The 15,894-nt window shown below is 61.3% G+C and carries 11 protein-coding genes; 6 read left to right on the top strand and 5 right to left on the bottom strand.

Annotation, left to right across the window (positions count from 1 at the left end; all coding sequences use genetic code 11):
* Positions 1 to 91: 91 nt before the first annotated feature.
* Positions 92 to 1,129 carry a TIGR01906 family membrane protein gene (locus sake_RS10150; protein ID WP_178945974.1) on the top strand — a complete coding sequence of 346 codons (1,038 nt, stop codon included), beginning with the start codon at positions 92 to 94 and terminating at the stop codon, positions 1,127 to 1,129.
* A gap of 654 nt (positions 1,130 to 1,783) precedes the next feature.
* Here the strand turns inward: sake_RS10150 and sake_RS10145 are convergent.
* Positions 1,784 to 3,445, bottom strand: a complete 1,662-nt coding sequence (locus sake_RS10145) for a dolichyl-phosphate-mannose--protein mannosyltransferase (protein WP_243155681.1) — start codon at positions 3,443 to 3,445, stop codon at positions 1,784 to 1,786.
* Positions 3,446 to 3,912: 467 nt separating this feature from the next.
* Between sake_RS10145 and rsmI the strand changes: the two genes are divergently transcribed.
* From rsmI to rsmA, 3 genes are all read left to right on the top strand, one after another.
* Positions 3,913 to 4,803 (top strand): 16S rRNA (cytidine(1402)-2'-O)-methyltransferase, encoded by an 891-nt coding sequence (gene rsmI / locus sake_RS10140; RefSeq protein ID WP_129360709.1) that lies wholly within the window; start codon positions 3,913 to 3,915, stop codon positions 4,801 to 4,803.
* A 97-nt stretch (positions 4,804 to 4,900) separates the two neighbouring features.
* Positions 4,901 to 5,911 carry a TatD family hydrolase gene (locus sake_RS10135; RefSeq protein ID WP_243155774.1) on the top strand — a complete coding sequence of 337 codons (1,011 nt, stop codon included), beginning with the start codon at positions 4,901 to 4,903 and terminating at the stop codon, positions 5,909 to 5,911.
* A 38-nt stretch (positions 5,912 to 5,949) separates the two neighbouring features.
* On the top strand, positions 5,950 to 6,804 hold the full coding sequence (gene rsmA, locus sake_RS10130; RefSeq protein WP_178946327.1) for a 16S rRNA (adenine(1518)-N(6)/adenine(1519)-N(6))-dimethyltransferase RsmA: 855 nt from the start codon (positions 5,950 to 5,952) through the stop codon (positions 6,802 to 6,804).
* Positions 6,805 to 6,937: 133 nt separating this feature from the next.
* Here rsmA and sake_RS10125 read toward each other — a convergent pair whose 3' ends face one another.
* Together sake_RS10125 and sake_RS10120 are read right to left on the bottom strand one after the other, a co-directional pair.
* The gene (locus sake_RS10125; protein WP_178945972.1) at positions 6,938 to 9,154 is read right to left on the bottom strand and encodes a glycoside hydrolase family 3 C-terminal domain-containing protein; all 2,217 of its coding nucleotides are present in this window, start codon (positions 9,152 to 9,154) and stop codon (positions 6,938 to 6,940) included.
* A 688-nt stretch (positions 9,155 to 9,842) separates the two neighbouring features.
* Positions 9,843 to 11,069, bottom strand: a complete 1,227-nt coding sequence (locus sake_RS10120; protein ID WP_129360705.1) for an NAD(P)/FAD-dependent oxidoreductase — start codon at positions 11,067 to 11,069, stop codon at positions 9,843 to 9,845.
* 218 nt (positions 11,070 to 11,287) lie between these two features.
* Here sake_RS10120 and sake_RS10115 point away from each other — a divergent pair, with 218 nt between their 5' ends.
* Complete coding sequence (locus tag sake_RS10115) at positions 11,288 to 11,791, top strand: SRPBCC family protein (protein WP_178945971.1); 504 nt, start codon at positions 11,288 to 11,290, stop codon at positions 11,789 to 11,791.
* A gap of 132 nt (positions 11,792 to 11,923) precedes the next feature.
* Here the strand turns inward: sake_RS10115 and sake_RS10110 are convergent, their stop codons facing one another.
* Together sake_RS10110 and tcuA are read right to left on the bottom strand one after the other, a co-directional pair.
* Positions 11,924 to 12,595, bottom strand: coding sequence for a GntR family transcriptional regulator (locus sake_RS10110; protein WP_129360703.1), 672 nt, complete (start codon positions 12,593 to 12,595; stop codon positions 11,924 to 11,926).
* 110 nt (positions 12,596 to 12,705) lie between these two features.
* A complete protein-coding gene (tcuA, locus tag sake_RS10105; RefSeq protein WP_178945970.1) occupies positions 12,706 to 14,184 on the bottom strand; it encodes an FAD-dependent tricarballylate dehydrogenase TcuA in 1,479 nt (492 codons plus the stop codon).
* A gap of 149 nt (positions 14,185 to 14,333) precedes the next feature.
* Between tcuA and sake_RS10100 the strand changes: the two genes are divergently transcribed.
* A complete protein-coding gene (locus sake_RS10100; RefSeq protein WP_165001030.1) occupies positions 14,334 to 15,800 on the top strand; it encodes a GntP family permease in 1,467 nt (488 codons plus the stop codon).
* Positions 15,801 to 15,894 lie beyond the last annotated feature (94 nt).

Raw genomic sequence — 15,894 nt, 5'->3', positions numbered from 1 at the left:
TTCCGACCGCAATGACGTCACGGTAGCCCAGTTTGGCCTGGGTCCGTGGCGTACTTCGCGGCCCGGCGCCGCATTCTGAGTGAGGAGAAGCATGCCCGTCCCTTCCCGCCCCGATGATCATGAGACTCCCTGGGCGGAGTCTCCGCAACAAGATTGGGACAATCTCCTTCCAGCGGTGAAAGCCGACGTCGCTCCGAAAACCTCCGCGGAGAAGGCCTCTCCGGAGTCGGATACGACCGAGACGGCACAGCCCTCCTACAGCGGGTCGACGGCCTCGTCGCCTGGCGTACCGGGCAAGGCCGCAACCGGTTCCGGCGCGGTGAGTGCACCCTCGAGATCGGGGCATCGTGCGCAAGATGGGAACGAGAAGACCGATAGGGTCTCTGCGCGTGAGGCGGCGCTGGAGGATCGGCCCAAGGCCTTGCGGTTGCGTCAAGTAGTCATCGCGGTTGCCGTCCCTCTGGCGACGTTGATGGTCGGGATCCGGTTGATTGCGACTCCCGTTTTCCTGTGGTTCGAATACCACCGCCCCGGATTCCCGGGGGATTCCTTCGGATTCTCCACGGAAGACAGAATGACCTACGGGTCCTACGGACTGAATTACATCCTGAATTTCGCACCCGCCCGGTACTTGGCCGATGTGGCCACCCCCGACGGCGACTCGGTCTTCACCCCGGCGGAGGTCTCCCATATGACCGATGTCAAGCATGTGATGCTGTGGGCTCTCCTCGTCATCGCGGTATTCTCTCTGATCGCGGTACTGTGCATGAAGGGTCTCCGTCTCCGAGCCCCAGGAGCGATCCGAAAGAGCATTTTCTGGGGCGCGTGGCTGACCTTGGGTGTACTGGCCGTGCTCGGCATACTCGGGGCCCTGGGCTGGGAATCATTTTTCACGGGATTCCATGAAATCTTCTTCTCCGGCGGCAACTGGGCCTTCCGCGTCTCGGACAGCTTGATCCGGTTGTTCCCGGAGCAGTTCTGGGTCGATTCGGCGGTAGGTATCGGTCTCTTCAGCATCCTCGTCAGCGCCGTGCTTCTCATCAGCGCATGGCCGACCGCATTCCGGCGGCAACGGGCGCTCAAGGCGGCTCATGACCGGCAGGAGATTCGCGAGCGTTTGAGCCGCTAACCCCTTCCGGGCCGCAGGTACTGAGCGCGTTCCGAACCCCAGGGCTCCAGCCGGGGGAGCAAGATTCTGAACGCCCCCCCTCAATGCCGGAAACCGCGAGGCAGGCTGCTTCCGGTCCCTTGCGGAATGGATCCCTGACCGCATCTTCCCTACGGGCCCGGACCCCGTTGCTTTCGCATCCGCAGGGCGGGATCGACGTCGGAATCTGAAGAGGGCGCGGAGGGCAATCGAGCTGCGACGTGATTCAGGAGATGCGTTTTGTGCGCTTCGGCCGACCATTCGTCCAGAATCCATGAGCGACGGTGGGGGTCCCATGGCGAGGATGAGATCAGCGCCGTCTGCAATGTCCCTCGTGAGCTGCTGGGCACGGTATATTCCGATGGCGGCACCTCTGCTGATCAGCCGGGCATCTACATCTGAAGCCTCTCCGGACCCTGCGAGGCCCGCCGTACCCGCACCCGCGGAAACCAGTGAGGACGACCCGGAGATACCCCGCGTGCGAGCGTCTCCGCCGACGCCGACCGTGCGAAGTTCCCGGTGCGCACGAAAAACCCCATAGGGAATGGTCGCTGCCGCGTGGGCAAGGACATGAGGAGTCTCGGTTCCGGGCTTGGTCACTCATGCCTCCTGTTCCGGTGGAAGGAAAGCCTCGGACTAGATCCAGGCATCGAACCACATACGCCATCGCCAGTGGTCATACGGGATCATGTGACCTGTCCAAATCGGCCAGAAAAAGTTGGTGATCAGCAATGCCGCGATCAGGAAGACGCCGACGACGGCCAAGCCGAGTCGGCGGCGTCGCACCGAATCACCCGGTCGACCGAGGCCCAGGCCCAGTACAGCCGTCAAGCCGAGAATGAGCCACGGCAAAAAGGACAAGGCGTAGAAGTAGAAAGTCGTGCGATGCGGGTACGCGAACCAAGGGAGGTAGCTGACCGCGAACACCAAGAAAATGGCTCCCATGCGCCAATCCCTCTTGATGATCCACCAGATCAACACGAACAGCATGGCGGCGGCCGCAGCCCACCAGATCAACGGGTTGCCGACGTTGAGGATCGCTTCCGAACACCGCGCCGCCGAGCATCCGGCTTGTCCGGAATCGTACGACTCGTAGTAGTAGGAAGTCGGCCGTCCCAGAATCAGCCACTGCCACGCCGGTGACATGTAGGTGTGCGGTGAATCGAGGTGTGTATGGAAGCTGTACGCCTGTTCGTGATAGGCCCACAGGCTTCTCAAGGCAGGCGGCAGCCACGAGACGCCTTCGCCCGGGTGCTCCGCAGCCCAATGACGGTCGAATCCGTCCGAGGAGACGAACCATCCGGTCCACGTGATCAGGTAGGTGACCAGCCCGATTCCGACGATCGATATCGCGGCCGGCCAGGAATCCTTGAGGAGCGCGCCGGTGAACCAACTTCGTATTCCCACGACCCTGCGTGGCGAAATATCCCAGAGAACAGTCAAGATTCCGAAGATCGCGACGAAGAAGAGCGCGTTCCATTTAACCCCTACCGCTGCGCCGCAAGAGATTCCCGCCGCTATCCGCCACCATCGGACTCCGAGCCAGGGACCGTACTTGAGAAATGCGGGCGATGGGGCCTGAGAGGGCCCCCGACCCCGGGACTGACTCACCAAACGCGCGAGTTTTCTCCGGGCGGATATGCGATCGGCCACCAGGAACGCGAAGGCGAGCAACAACCAGAACATTAGGAAGATGTCCAAAAGCGCGAGGCGGGATTGGACGATGTGAAGGCCATCGATCGCCATCAGGAAGCCGGCGATGCTGGACAGCGTGATCGAGCGGAACATCATCCACGCGACCCACATGATCACTGCGATCGAGAGCGTTCCGAACAGTGCTGCCCCGAATCTCCACCCCAATGGGTTGTCGTCACCGAATAACAGCATGCCGAGCGCGATCATCCATTTGCCGAGCGGGGGATGAACCGCGTATTCCGCTTGCTCGGAGGGTTGGACCGGATTCCCGGCGATGAACGACGCATTCGCGTCCTTGGACCATTGCCTTTCATGGCCGAAGTGGAACAGCGAATAGCCGTCCTTGGCGTAGTAGGTTTCATCGAAAGCCATGGCATTCGGATGCGCCAGGCTCGTGAGTCGCAGGAGCGCGGCCAGGACCATCACCAGGGCTGGGACAACCCACCAATACCGAGGCAGAGCCACGGGTGCCACGCGCAGACGGTCCAGGAGTGCATCGAGCCGGAATGCGCCGGGCGAAAACCTCGGGCCGTTCTTGCCGTAACGGCGCGCCGAGGAGGTCTTGGAGCCAGAATCCGGGGTCGCTGTATCGGTGGTTCTCACTCGTCCTATGCTACGGGAGCCGCCGTAAAGACAGGGAACAAGTTGCCTTGCAGAACCTGACAGCGGTGTCTTGGTTGCCGGATACACTGATCGGTCGTCGACACGTCGCGGTGCCGCACCGCGTACACGTCGTGAGCGGGGGTAAAGACGCAGTTATTGCCGGGGAGTTCAGCCGTGGTGCCGACGGGCTGTACGGGCAAGGAACTCTCCGCGTGAGCCGAGGCCATACACTACTCTTTATCAGCCGGTCTTTTACGGCTACTACGAGGCTTTTTCTGCGGCGTCCTCTCCGAACGGTTTGAAGCCTACCGCCATGTCTGCGACCGGTTCTCGACGCCGGTTCTGAAGATCAAGAACAAGATCCGTTACGAACTTCCGGAGCACCAGGACCGGGAAATGGAGGGCCCGGCCCGGCAGCGTCGGCGTCCGGCGACAACCTCTGGGCCGGCAACGGCTAGTCTGGATGAGTGAACTCGACTCCGGAAACCAACCAAGCCCTCAGGCCCGCCGACGAAGGAAAGCTCGTCCTCGCGGCGACCCCGATCGGAAATCTCAAAGATGCCAGCGAACGGCTCAAGGAGTATCTCGCCAGCGCGGATGTCGTCGCGGTCGAAGACACGCGGCGATTGCGTACCCTCGCTTCCGGATTGGGGGTCACCGTCAGCGGACGCATTGTGACCAACCACGAGCACAACGAGATCCGTCGTGCAGAAGAGCTCGTCACCGCCGTCCACACCGGACAGACGGTCCTTCTGATATCCGATGCCGGGATGCCCACGGTTTCCGATCCTGGGTTCCGCGTCGTCGAGCGCGCCGTTCAGGAGGGCCTCACGGTCTCCTGCGCTCCCGGACCGTCGGCGGTCCTCTCCGCGCTCGCGGTATCGGGCCTGCCATCGGACCGGTTCGTCTTCGAAGGCTTCATCCCGCGAAAGGTCTCCGAACGCCGGGCCAGGTTGTCCGAACTCCTTGCCGAGCGCCGAACCATGGTCTTCTATGAAGCCCCGCACCGATTGGCGCCCATGCTCGGTGCGCTGATCGAGAGTTTCGGCGACGAGCGGCGGGCAGTGATCGCCCGTGAACTCACCAAACTTCACGAAGAAGTCATTCGCGGAACGCTCGGAGAACTGTTCATGTGGGCCGATGAGCACCAGGTGCGTGGTGAAATCGCCGTCGTCGTCGAAGGGGCTCCCGAGCCCGAGGCGGAAAGCCCTGAAAGCTTGACCGACGAGGTCGAGGCACTCGTCGCGGGCGGCATGAGGCTCAAGCAGGCCGTCAACGAACTGGCCGCCTCGCACCACGTCAGCAAACGCGACCTGTACGAAGCGGTGCTTTCCCAACGCTCCGAGGGCGAAGAATAGAATCACTCCACCTCCAGACATTTCAGGAGAAGATACACCCATGTGCACGGATCCCAACGCCACGTGGCGAGAACTTGCCCCCGACGCCGTCGACCTGATGAATTCCTTGTGGACCGATCCCATGCGCCGTCCCGAGGTCGTCACCGGAGAGACGCCGCCGGCATACGAAGCTGAGAGATACACGGGGATCACCGGGGAACAGTCCGGGGAAGGAACTCGCCGAAGGGGCACCGCCGGCGGCGACGGTCGCTCTCGCAACCTTGTGTTTCCGCCCGCACCCGAACCGCTTCCTTCCCCAGTCGTCGACGACCACACGCACATGGACCTCCTGGACGGAGAAGTCGAAATCTCGGCCAAGGATGCGCTCGATACGGGCGAAGCCGTTGGAATCGGCGCTATCGTGCAAGTCGGTTGCGACCTCACCTCCTCCGCCTACGCCGTTGCCGCAGCCGAGGCCGATGCACGTGTTCTGGCCGCGGTCGCGATCCACCCCAACGAAGCGCCCCGTCTGGCTGAAGCCGGAAAGCTCCATGATGCCCTCGCCGAACTAGAAGCCATGGCGGCCTCCGAGCGGGTGAGGGCCATAGGCGAGACGGGCCTGGACTACTTCCGGACCGATGAAGACGGTCGCGCGGCACAACAAGACAGTTTCAGGCGGCACATCCGAATGGCCAAGGAACTAGGACTTGCCCTGCAAATTCATGACCGTGATGCGCATGAGGACGTCGTCGCAATCCTGGAGGACGAAGGCGCCCCCGAGCGTACCGTCTTTCACTGTTACTCCGGTGGGCCGGAACTGGCCGACGTGTGCAACCGAAACGGTTGGTACATGTCCTTTTCCGGAACCGTGACGTTCAAGAATTCTCACGGAGTCCAAGAATCCCTGGAACGTGCCCGAGCAGAACTGCTCCTCGCGGAGACCGACGCGCCCTTCCTGACCCCGCACCCATACAGAGGACGTCCGAACGCCTCATACATGACCAATTACACGGTTCGATACATGGCTCAACGGAGAGAAGAGCATCTGGCGGACCTCTGCACGCAAATCCGGGAGAACTCGATGGACGTCTACGGCTCATGGGGCATCCCCGGATTCTCCCGTGACTGATAAAGCCATGCTCATGCGCCTGTAGAATTCGTGAAGTGATGGAAACAGCTCTTCTGGGTGCCGCCGAGATCCGAGACCTCGCGGAGCGAGCCGGTATTAGGCCGACCAAGACTCTCGGTCAGAATTTTGTGATCGACCCGAATACGATCCGCAGGATCATTGCGACGGCCAAGATCCAGCCGAACGAGACGGTCCTTGAGGTTGGGCCGGGCCTCGGCTCGCTGACCCTGGGCATTCTCGACTCCGCGAGGCACGTCGTCGCCGTGGAAATTGATCCGCCTTTGGCACGGCAGCTTCCGGAAACCGTTCAGCGTTTTCGGCCCGAGGGCGCAGCTCGCCTGGATGTGGTGCTTTCGGACGCGATGAAAGTGCATGAGCTCCCCGAAACACCGGATGCACTCGTGGCCAATCTTCCATACAACGTTGCGGTACCGGTTCTGCTGAATCTATTGGACCGGTTCCCCTCCATCAAACATGGCTTGGTTATGGTTCAGGACGAGGTGGCCGACAGGCTCGCCGCTCAGCCCGGATCCAAAATCTACGGCGTGCCCTCCGTCAAGGCAGCGTGGTTCGCCGATGTCACCAAGGCCGGGGTGATCGGCACAAACGTATTTTGGCCTGCGCCGAAGATCCGGTCGGGCCTCGTCGCATTCACCCGCCGGGACCAGCCACTGGCCGAGGTCGATCGTGGAGTCCTCTTCACGGCCATCGACGCCGCATTCGCCCAACGCCGCAAGACATTGCGCGCAGCGCTCGCCGGGTGGGCCGGTTCCTCGGCCCTCTCGGGGGAAATTCTCGAGGCCGCAGGCGTCGATCCCTCACTGCGCGGCGAGCGGCTCAACATCCACGAGTTCATCCGTATCGCCCAGGCGGCCCAGACACGGATGGACTGAGCCCGGTTCCGGAAGTGCAGGTGCAGGTCGCAGCCGCCTGACCTTCCTCGCAACTCGCCGAAGTCTCAGCAACCATTGACGCCGCTGGGTCTGCCGGCCTCAGTTCTGCCGGGTCGCCGGCACCGAAAGCGGATTATTGCTGGGCCAGGTTGATCAATTTCTTGACTTGCTCCTTCGGCATGCCGAAGCTGACCAGCCGGCCCACCGGGAGGGAACCTATCAGTGATTCCATGTCTTGTTCTCCTGACGCAGCGCCGTCCGGGGTCGAACCCAAGAAGGTAGTCAGATGTTCTCGCATCGTGGGACCAGCGGTCGGATGCGCGAGGATTTCCGCCAGCGACGACTGCGAGGTGAGGGGGAGGCGTACTTCGTCGCCGTTGAGCTCTACGGTGGCTTCGCCTCGAATGTCCCGGCTGGAAGCTCCGACCTCGACCCGGTATACGCCTGCCTCGACGACGAAACGGTCGACCCGAATGTCCCAGTAGGCGAGGTCCTCCCGGTCGATCGTCAGGGCGACGTCGCGTGACTCGCCGGCAGCGGCCTCGACCGAGGCGAAAGCCTTCAGCTCCCGAGGAGCGCGATCAACGGCTGAATTCTCCGGTCCGACATAAACCTGCACTACCTCACGGCCGGATCGCTGGCCGGTGTTGGTGATACGCACGCGGACCTCGATGTCGTCGTGGTCGTTGACGGAAACCGTGGGGGAGCCGTACTCGAAGTTCGTATAGGCAAGCCCATGCCCGAAAGGAAAAGCTACCTCGAAATTCCTCTTGTCGTACCAGCGGTAGCCGACGTGGATTCCCTCCCCGTAGCGGACGTGTCCGAACTCCCCGGGGAAGTTCCCGAAGGCTGGGGTGTCCTCGAGTCGATAGGGAATGGTTTCGCCGAGGCGTCCTGAAGGGGCAGTCTCGCCGGTCAGGATGTCCACGACCGCCGATCCGCCTGCTTGGCCGAGCAACCAGCCCTCCACAATGGCGGGAACCGAATCTGCGAAGGGCAGAGCCACGACGCCGCCGTTGGAGAGCACGACGACGGTTCGGGGATTGGCCGCAACGACCTCGTCCAGGAGTTCCAACTGATCGGCCGGGATATCGAGGGTTGTTCGGTCGAAGCCCTCGGATTCGGCGGCGTCGGGCAGTCCCAGGAACACGACCGCGACGTCCTTTGTGCGAGCGAGTTCCACGGCCTCGGCGCGAAGCGCCTCGGAACCTTTCCCGTCGAAGGTGAAACCCGGCGCGAAGTCGACCTGCTCGCCAACCTTCTCTCGGAAAGCGTCGAGAGCCGTGTCCACACGGGTCGGGTTGATATGAGAGGAACCGCCGCCTTGGAAACGTGGGGTGCGTGCGAACTCCCCGATGAGGGCGATGCTCTGTCCATCCTCCAGGGGAAGGGTCTGGCCGTCGTTCTTGAGCAGGACTACCGACCGCGTGGCGGCCTCGCGGGCGATGCGGTGATGAGCCTCGACGTCGAGCGGGCCCGATGGCTTCACCCACCGGCCGGACCTTTCGACCAGATTGAGAACGCGCTGGGCCGACCGGTCGACCCAGGTTGACTCCAGCCGGCCTGCACGCACCGCGTCGACAACCTGAGCATCCGTAATGCCATCCGAGGACGGCATCTCGAGATCCATTCCCGCCTTGACGCCCGCAACACGGTCGTGAACAGCACCCCAGTCGGAGACCACCATTCCATCGAAGTCCCAGGCCTCCCGCAGCACGTCCGTCAATAACCAGGAGTGTTCCGAAGCGTATGTGCCGTTGATCTTGTTGTAGGAGCACATCACGGTCCACGGCTTGGCTTCTTTGACGACTCTTTCGAAAGCGCGGAAGTAGATTTCCCGGAGCGGGCGGTCGTCGACGTCTGAGGAAACCCGCATGCGGTCTTCCTCCTGATTATTCGCCGCGAAGTGTTTGAGACAAGCACCGACGTTTTGCGACTGGATACCTCGCACAAGCCCCGCGGCAACTGTCCCCGCGTGGTAAGGATCCTCGGAGAAATACTCGAAATTACGGCCGCACAAGGGCGAACGCTTGATATTCACGCCAGGGCCCAGAAGTACCGAGACGTCCTCAATGGCTGCTTCGATGCCCAATGCTTGGCCTACCCGTTCTGCCAAGTCGGGGTCGAATGCGGACCCGAGCGCGACGGCGGGCGGAAAACAAGTTGCGGGAACGGATTCATTGATACCGAGGTTGTCGCTGGAGCCGGCCTGCTTGCGGAGGCCGTGGGGGCCATCCGTGAGCATGATGGACGGTACACCGACTCGGTCGATGTTCTTGGTGGTCCAGAAGTCCTTGCCGCTGAGCAGCTGGGCCTTTTCTTCGAGCGTGAGGTCCTGTGAACTGACCATGGTGTTCTCGCTTTCGTGGGGTTGAATGGGGTCTCGTCGGGTCTTGCCTACCGTCTGAGATCCACCTGGTGCAGAGTCGTTTGCACGGTGCGCCCGCTCTGCCAGGAGTTCGCCTCACTAGCTACCTCTGGAGTGGGAATGTCCTGGCGTTTGTCACGTTGGTGCGGTGTGGAAATGCCGAGTCGGCGGTCGCGTTCGTGGAGGAGCTCCTCAAGGATATTTTTCTGAAGCAGGTTCGAGCTCAAGTCGAGAATTCGGTGTTTCGAGGATTGCCCCTGCTTGTCCTGACGGTGGTCTCCACGGTTCTGCCCATCAGAACGGCTGGCGCCGATCCGATCCCTGCGGCGAGCCCGGTTCCAAAGCTTCTCAAGTCTTGAAGTCCCATATCCGCACACTACGCGCGGGAAGGCAGGTTATGAAGCCTGTCTCCGCCGAGACTCTGTTTGGCCACAGAGCACGCTGATACATCGGTATCAACAGAGCGGGCTCCCGGGGGGGGCTTGCCCTGATGAAAAGTGACTGTAGCGTATGCTCACGGAGCCGAATTGAAGGCGATAGCACTGGTCTGCACGGTGAAGCCAAGCGGTACGGGGAGGAGCGGACCGGCCCAACGCTTTTCGTGTGTGGTCCGCGCATCATCGCAGGGGATGCGACCAAGGACAGACCGCAGGCTCACGAGTCCTTGACCTCAACGTGCGACCTCACGCACTGGGCGTTTCTGCTTGATCAGCTCGCTGCCGCGGTCGTAGTCCGCGTCTGCCTCATGCGTCAGCACTCCGACGAGCGTACCGTCCCTATCCGCGTACCACACGGTGAAGCCGTTCTCGTATTCGACCGGGTGGTCGGTCGCGTATCCGTCGCCCCAAGCCGCGTACTTGAGCGTGTGCCCGCCGATGACGGACCAGAATCCGGGAACCGCGTCCCATACTCGTGGCTCTCCGACGCCCGTGCTTGCCGCCGCGGCGTTGCGACCAGCAATCTCTCCCATAGACAGCGCGTCTCCCCAGTGTTCGACGGCGAGTTGCCGCCCGGCCACCGCGTGCTGGGCTTGTGCGACATCGCCGGCCGCCCACTCCGCTGGGCCGGTACGCAATTGCTCGTCCACGATCAGGCGGCCTTGCTCGACACGGAACCCGGCATCGGCGAACATGTCCCCGTTCTGCTCGACCCCGACGGAGGCGAGTACCAGGTCGGGAGTGAGCGCCGTACCGTCGTCCAGATGCACCGTGCACGGCGCGCGCACCGTCTCGACCTGCACCTCCGTGCGGAGCTCGACCCCAGCCTCCCGCAACCAGACGCTCACACGGTCTCCGGCAGTCCGCCCCAGTCGAGCAGCCTGAGGGGCGGTTTCCGGAGTGACCATGGTCGTCTGTACGCCGCGACCGGCCAGAGATGCTGCCGCCTCACAGCCGATGAATCCAGACCCGACCACCACTGCAGAGCGGGCTGCATCGACTGCGTCCACCAATTCCCGGGCCTGTTGCAACGAGCGCAGCAGATAGACCTGGGCGTCGTCGTCGGCGCCGGGCAGCGCCTTTGGCCGGGAACCGACCGCTATCACTAGCCGTGAGTACCGAACGCTGCGCCGCCCGTCCACGGTGTCGTAGTGCACCGTGCGTCTTTCGCGGTCCACGCCGGTGACCTCGGACTTCAACCGCAACATAACCTGATCAGGCAACGGATCCTCATCGATGGGCTGCGGGTGGACTGCCTGTTCGCCGGCCAACATCTCTTTGCTCAGTGGGGGTCGCTCGTAGGGCGGGTCCGTGTCGGCGGTGACGATCAGAACCGTTCCGGGTCCGCCGCCCTCGGTATAGCTCCGCGCCGCGGTCATCCCTGCCGGCCCACTGCCGATAACCAGCAGAGCTACCTCATCGGGCAGTAAATCGGGCGCAAAGTCTGGATCAATAGCCATGCGGTCAGTATGAGCACCGCGCCCCGAAAAGTCCATGCCATCGAGCAGCCGTGACCCTGCAGGTGGGGCTCGCTGAGAGGCAGAGAGCCGCGTACGAGGGCTCGGTTGGCCGTCCGACCCCCGGTGCCTCTGCTTTCTCCAGCACGCTATCCGGGAGGCGAGGTATACACCTCCGAGGAAGGCGGCCTAGTGTGGAGTCAATTGAGGAGAGGACCCGAATGAACCGCACAATGCAGGTAAGCGACAGCGTGGTGATCCAAGCAGAAGCTGAGACGATCTGGAACCAGGTCGCTGATCCAACGCAGATGCCCCGATGGAGCCCGGAGAATACTGGGGCCGTGGGACCGGAGGGTGGCCGGCCATTGCACGATAGTGAGGTTTTCAACGGCACCAACCATCGCGGCAGGGCCCGCTGGATCACCCAGTGCGTCGTGACCGAATCCGTACCGGGGAAGAGCTTTGCCTTCGAAGTGCGCAAGATTGGGCCTCGTTCGCCCATTCTGCGCGGCGGGATCGCCCGGTGGGCTTACGATTTCGAAGAAGTCGACGGCGGCACGCGTGTCACCGAAACCTGGACTGATCAGCGAACGAAGTGGCCCGACTGGTTGGCCGGTGTGTTCGACCGAGCCGTCACCGGCGGCAAGCCGTTCTCGGATTTCCAACGGAAAAACATCCAACGCACGTTGACGACAATGAAGGCAGAATTCGAGCAAGCGGCCTGACGGACCACGCCGTCATCGACGATGAGTGCCGACGCAACTGGACGCGGCGTATCTAGCGGACGGCGAGGACCACACATGCTCCCGCTTGTGCCAGCGCCCCAGCGGCCGCACGACCGACGCCGCCGAATCCTTTTAACCGTCGATGCGTTGACGTACGGATTCTCTGAGCAGGCTCATCCGAATGTGCAGGGCTTGTTCGAAGTGCTGGCGGGCTATCCGGCGTGCCGAGGCAATGTCTCGGTCTTCGATGGACTTCACCAGCGCTTCGTGCTCTTCCAGCGCTTCGCTCCAGCGATTTCCGACCGAAAGCGTAGATTTTGGAGCGTGTACTACCTGGCCTGTGACTTCGTTGAGCAATGAGATCAGTAGGTTGTTTTGCGTCGCTTGCCAGACGGCTTCGTGGAAATCCAGATTGGCACGGACCAGAGCCTGCTCGTCTTCCTGATCCACTTCCTTGTCTCGAGACATGAGGGCCTGCAAGCTGATCACGTCATTGAACGTTCGGTTCTCTGCTGCCTGTCCGGCGGCCTCTTCTTCGAGCAGAATACGAAGCCGATAGACCTGTACGACCGACTGCGGATCGATACTTTTCACCGCAAGCCCACGATTCCCCCGTACCGCCAAACCGGTCTGTTCCAGCCGCATCAATGCGTCTCGGACCGGGGTGCGGGAGACATCGAACCGGGTTGCGAGTGGAGATTCCTTCAAGGGCGAGCCTTGTTCCAAGGTTCCTTCGATGATCTCTTGACGCAGTTGCTCGAAAATAGCGTTGCGATCGAAGCCGTTCGCCGCCCCTCGTGCCATTTCTTCCCTCGTCTGTTCGATGTCTCCGGAAACCCAAGTCCATAACGATCCGACCGACCGCAGCACGGTCGTCGTCTGGACTGAGGATACAGGGGAGTCGTTTGGTCTCGCTACGCGATCTGTCCGGCCCTGCGGCCGAAGACGCAACCGGCCGCCAAGCCAGAACCCCCAGGATAGTTGTTGGCGAAGAGCCCGCCGAGCATCTCTCCTGCTGCGTAGAGTCCCTTGATGTGTTGCCCGCGCTGGTCGAGAACTCTGCCATGGGTGTCGGTTTTCAAACCTCCAAAGGTGAAGGTGATACCGCAAGTGACCGGATAGGCATAGAACGGCGCAGTGTCGATCTCCTCCGCCCAGTTGCTTTTGGGCGGCTCCACGTCAGCTCTGCGGCCGTCCTTAACATTGGGGTCGAAATCGGCGTCGACGTTAATGCGGGAGTTGAAATCAGAGACGGTTTTTTGGAGCTGGGTGGGATCGATACCGAGCTTTTCAGCCAATTCGCCCACCGTCTCGGCAGTCACCTCCGAAATCTCAGGCATCTCGTATTCTTCTTCACGCAGCATCGGACGGGTCTTGGCATCGAAAATCTGAAAAGCCAAGGCATCCGGCTGCTCGAGGATGCGCTTGCCGTACTTGGCGTAGGTGTAATTGCGGAAGTCAGCGCCCTCATCGAGAAAGCGGTCGCCGTTTTTGTTGACCAGTATGCCCAGAGGATAGGACTGGCGGGTAAGCCTGTTGGTCAGCTCCCGATTGCTCTCATTGTGGGGAGTAAAGGCGTCCCACTGTACCGAGTGACAGCTAGACCAGTCGCCGCCACGTGCGGCCCCAACGGCCAGGGCCGCGTTGAGCATGTCTCCAGTGTTATAGGGCGTTCCACGCACTTTAGCGTGACCCCACCGTTGGCCCAGGTACTGGGAGCGCATTTCTGGGTCAGCTTCGAAACCGCCGGCTGTCAGTATGACGGATTCGGCCGAGTAGTTGATCTCCTTCCCTGCGACCTCTGCCATCACGCCTATTACACTGCCGTCTTCGGTGAGCAGTTCCTTCCCGCGGACTCCGTACTGGATCTCGATACCCAGTTCGCCCGCAACACGTGTGTGGTCGGCCATCAGACCCTGACCGCCGCCGACGTTTCCGACGTGCAACCCGCCCCAGAAGAGATACGTTCCGTCCGGGTTCTGATACGACTGGCGTTCGTACATCAGCCGGTACTTCAGTCCCAGCGAATGCAACCATCGTAGGGTTTCGGTGACTTCGTCGAGGAGCACTTTGGTCAGTTCTTTGTCATTGCGACCTTCCGTGACCCGATCAAGATCGGCGGCATAGTCCTCAGAAGTGTACGGCGGGACCGTGGTCATTGCGTGACGTGCGTCGGGTTCAATGAAATCCTTGAGATCTTCGAGCCCCTGATGCGTAATCCGGGTTGCGCCGGCCGTGTAGAAGCTATTGCCACCAGAATCGTCGCTGGGGCCCTTCTCCAAGAGAAGTACTCGGCGGCCGTTCTTGGCCGCCGCATGGGCTGCCGTGAAACCCGCGTTGCCTCCACCGACGACGATCACGTCTGCCTCGTACTTTTGTTCCGTCCCGGACACTGTCTACCACCCTTCATGACGAGCCTGTATCTATTGAAGTACAAGCGTATACTAAGCGAACCAAGAGAATACAGCAGTACTAATAATTGTATGTAAGGATTCGGTAGTATTCTCTAGCCAACAAGTGGACTCGACTGTACGGTGTGTTCATGATCACTGATACACCCGCATACCTTGTCGCGGTCCTGCTCTGTGCCATCGTTGTGTTGATCTTTCTGATCAACTGGCGCACCAAGCTGCATCCATTCCTGGCACTAGTCGTCGTCGCGTTCCTGACGGCGCTGGCTGCCGGTGAACCGCTGAGTGAGATCCCGAAAACATTGACAGACGGTGCCGGAAGCATCTTGGGCGAAACCGGAATCGTGATCTTCCTCGGAGCGATGTTGGGCCGGCTGTTGGCAGACTCCGGGGCTGTAGCCCAGATCGCGGACACCATTCTTTCCCACAGCTCCCCGAGGGCTGCGCCATGGATCACTACTCTGGCCGCTTTTGTGGTCGGCATTCCGATGTTTTTCGAAGTCGGGCTGGTCGTCCTGATGCCGGTGATCTACTCAGTGGCCTTGCGCCTTGAGGTCCAGTCCGGTCGCCCAAAGATGTGGTACCTCAGAATCTTGATGCCGGCCATCGCCGCGCTGTGCTGTTTGCACGGAATGGTCCCGCCCCATCCAGGTCCGGTCATCGCCGTCGACGGGCTCGGAGCCAACATCGGCACGACCATCCTGCTCGGGCTGGTATGTGCGGTACCGACCGTCATACTGTCGGGGCCGGTCTACGCCAAACTCGTCGCACCCCATATAAAACTTGAGCCGCCAGAGCACCTCGTCAAGCAATTCACCGGCACGGACCTCGAAGAAGCGTTTGCCGCTGAATCGTCCAAGAAGTCAACAGGGTCGGTGGCAGCACAACCCTCGGAAGAGGTGGCCACGGCGGTCGTCGAGGTATCGCCGGTCAAAAGCATGCCTAGCGGACTGGCGGTCGTGTGTATCTTGGTTCCGGTCATCTTGATGCTCGTCAACTCCGTGGTCTTGCTCTTTGCCCCCGACTCTCGTCTGGACACCATCACGGAAGCTTTTGGTAATCCTGCGGTCTCCATGCTGGTCGGTGTCCTCTTCGCATCCGTGGTTGTCGCTTACCAGGCGAAGATTTCCGGCAAGCAGATCCGTAAATCCTTGACCAGCAGTATGGGGTCTGTGGCTAGCGTCGTCATGATCGTCGCAGGCGGGGGTGCGTTCAACCAGGCCTTGCAGGACTCAGGCATCGGTGACGCCATTGTTGATATCACCTCGTCCCTAGAGCTGAACCTGATTTTCCTGGGTTGGTTCATCGGCCTACTTCTGTCCTTCTGTACCGGTTCAGCCACTGCGGGTATCGTCGCCGCCACCGGAGTGCTGGCACCGCTTGTCGAAGGATATTCGGATCCATATACCGCGCTCATAGTCATAGCCATCGGTTCTGGAACCATCGGCCTCAACTGGGTCAACCACTCAGGGTTCTGGTTTGTAAAAGAAAGCTTCGGCATGACGCTTGGGCAGGCCACCAAAACCCACATGATGGTCCAAACCCTGGTTTCCGTCTTCGGGTTGATCTTCGCCTATTTGTTGTCTCTGTTCTTCTGACGACGAGCAGCCCTTGGTGTGCTATCTGCCGGATGATCCACAACGCACGCGGGCCGTGACGAAAGCCGAATTGAGGCAGGGCGACGGACGGAAT

It is taken from the genome of Kocuria sp. TGY1127_2 (assembly GCF_013394385.1).
Lineage (GTDB): Bacteria > Actinomycetota > Actinomycetes > Actinomycetales > Micrococcaceae > Rothia.
This window is presented reverse-complemented; position numbering and strand designations above follow the sequence as displayed.

Excerpts from the sequence above, each read along its gene's own strand:
- sake_RS10110 (WP_129360703.1), bottom strand. The coding sequence starts at position 12,595 with ATGGCACGAGGGGCGGCGAACGGCTTCGATCGCAACGCTATTTTCGAG.
- sake_RS10100 (WP_165001030.1), top strand. The coding sequence starts at position 14,334 with ATGATCACTGATACACCCGCATACCTTGTCGCGGTCCTGCTCTGTGCC.
- sake_RS10135 (WP_243155774.1), top strand. The coding sequence starts at position 4,901 with ATGAATTCCTTGTGGACCGATCCCATGCGCCGTCCCGAGGTCGTCACC.
- sake_RS10115 (WP_178945971.1), top strand. The coding sequence starts at position 11,288 with ATGAACCGCACAATGCAGGTAAGCGACAGCGTGGTGATCCAAGCAGAA.
- sake_RS10120 (WP_129360705.1), bottom strand. The coding sequence starts at position 11,069 with ATGGCTATTGATCCAGACTTTGCGCCCGATTTACTGCCCGATGAGGTA.
- rsmA (WP_178946327.1), top strand. The coding sequence starts at position 5,950 with ATGGAAACAGCTCTTCTGGGTGCCGCCGAGATCCGAGACCTCGCGGAG.
- sake_RS10125 (WP_178945972.1), bottom strand. The coding sequence starts at position 9,154 with ATGGTCAGTTCACAGGACCTCACGCTCGAAGAAAAGGCCCAGCTGCTC.
- sake_RS10150 (WP_178945974.1), top strand. The coding sequence starts at position 92 with ATGCCCGTCCCTTCCCGCCCCGATGATCATGAGACTCCCTGGGCGGAG.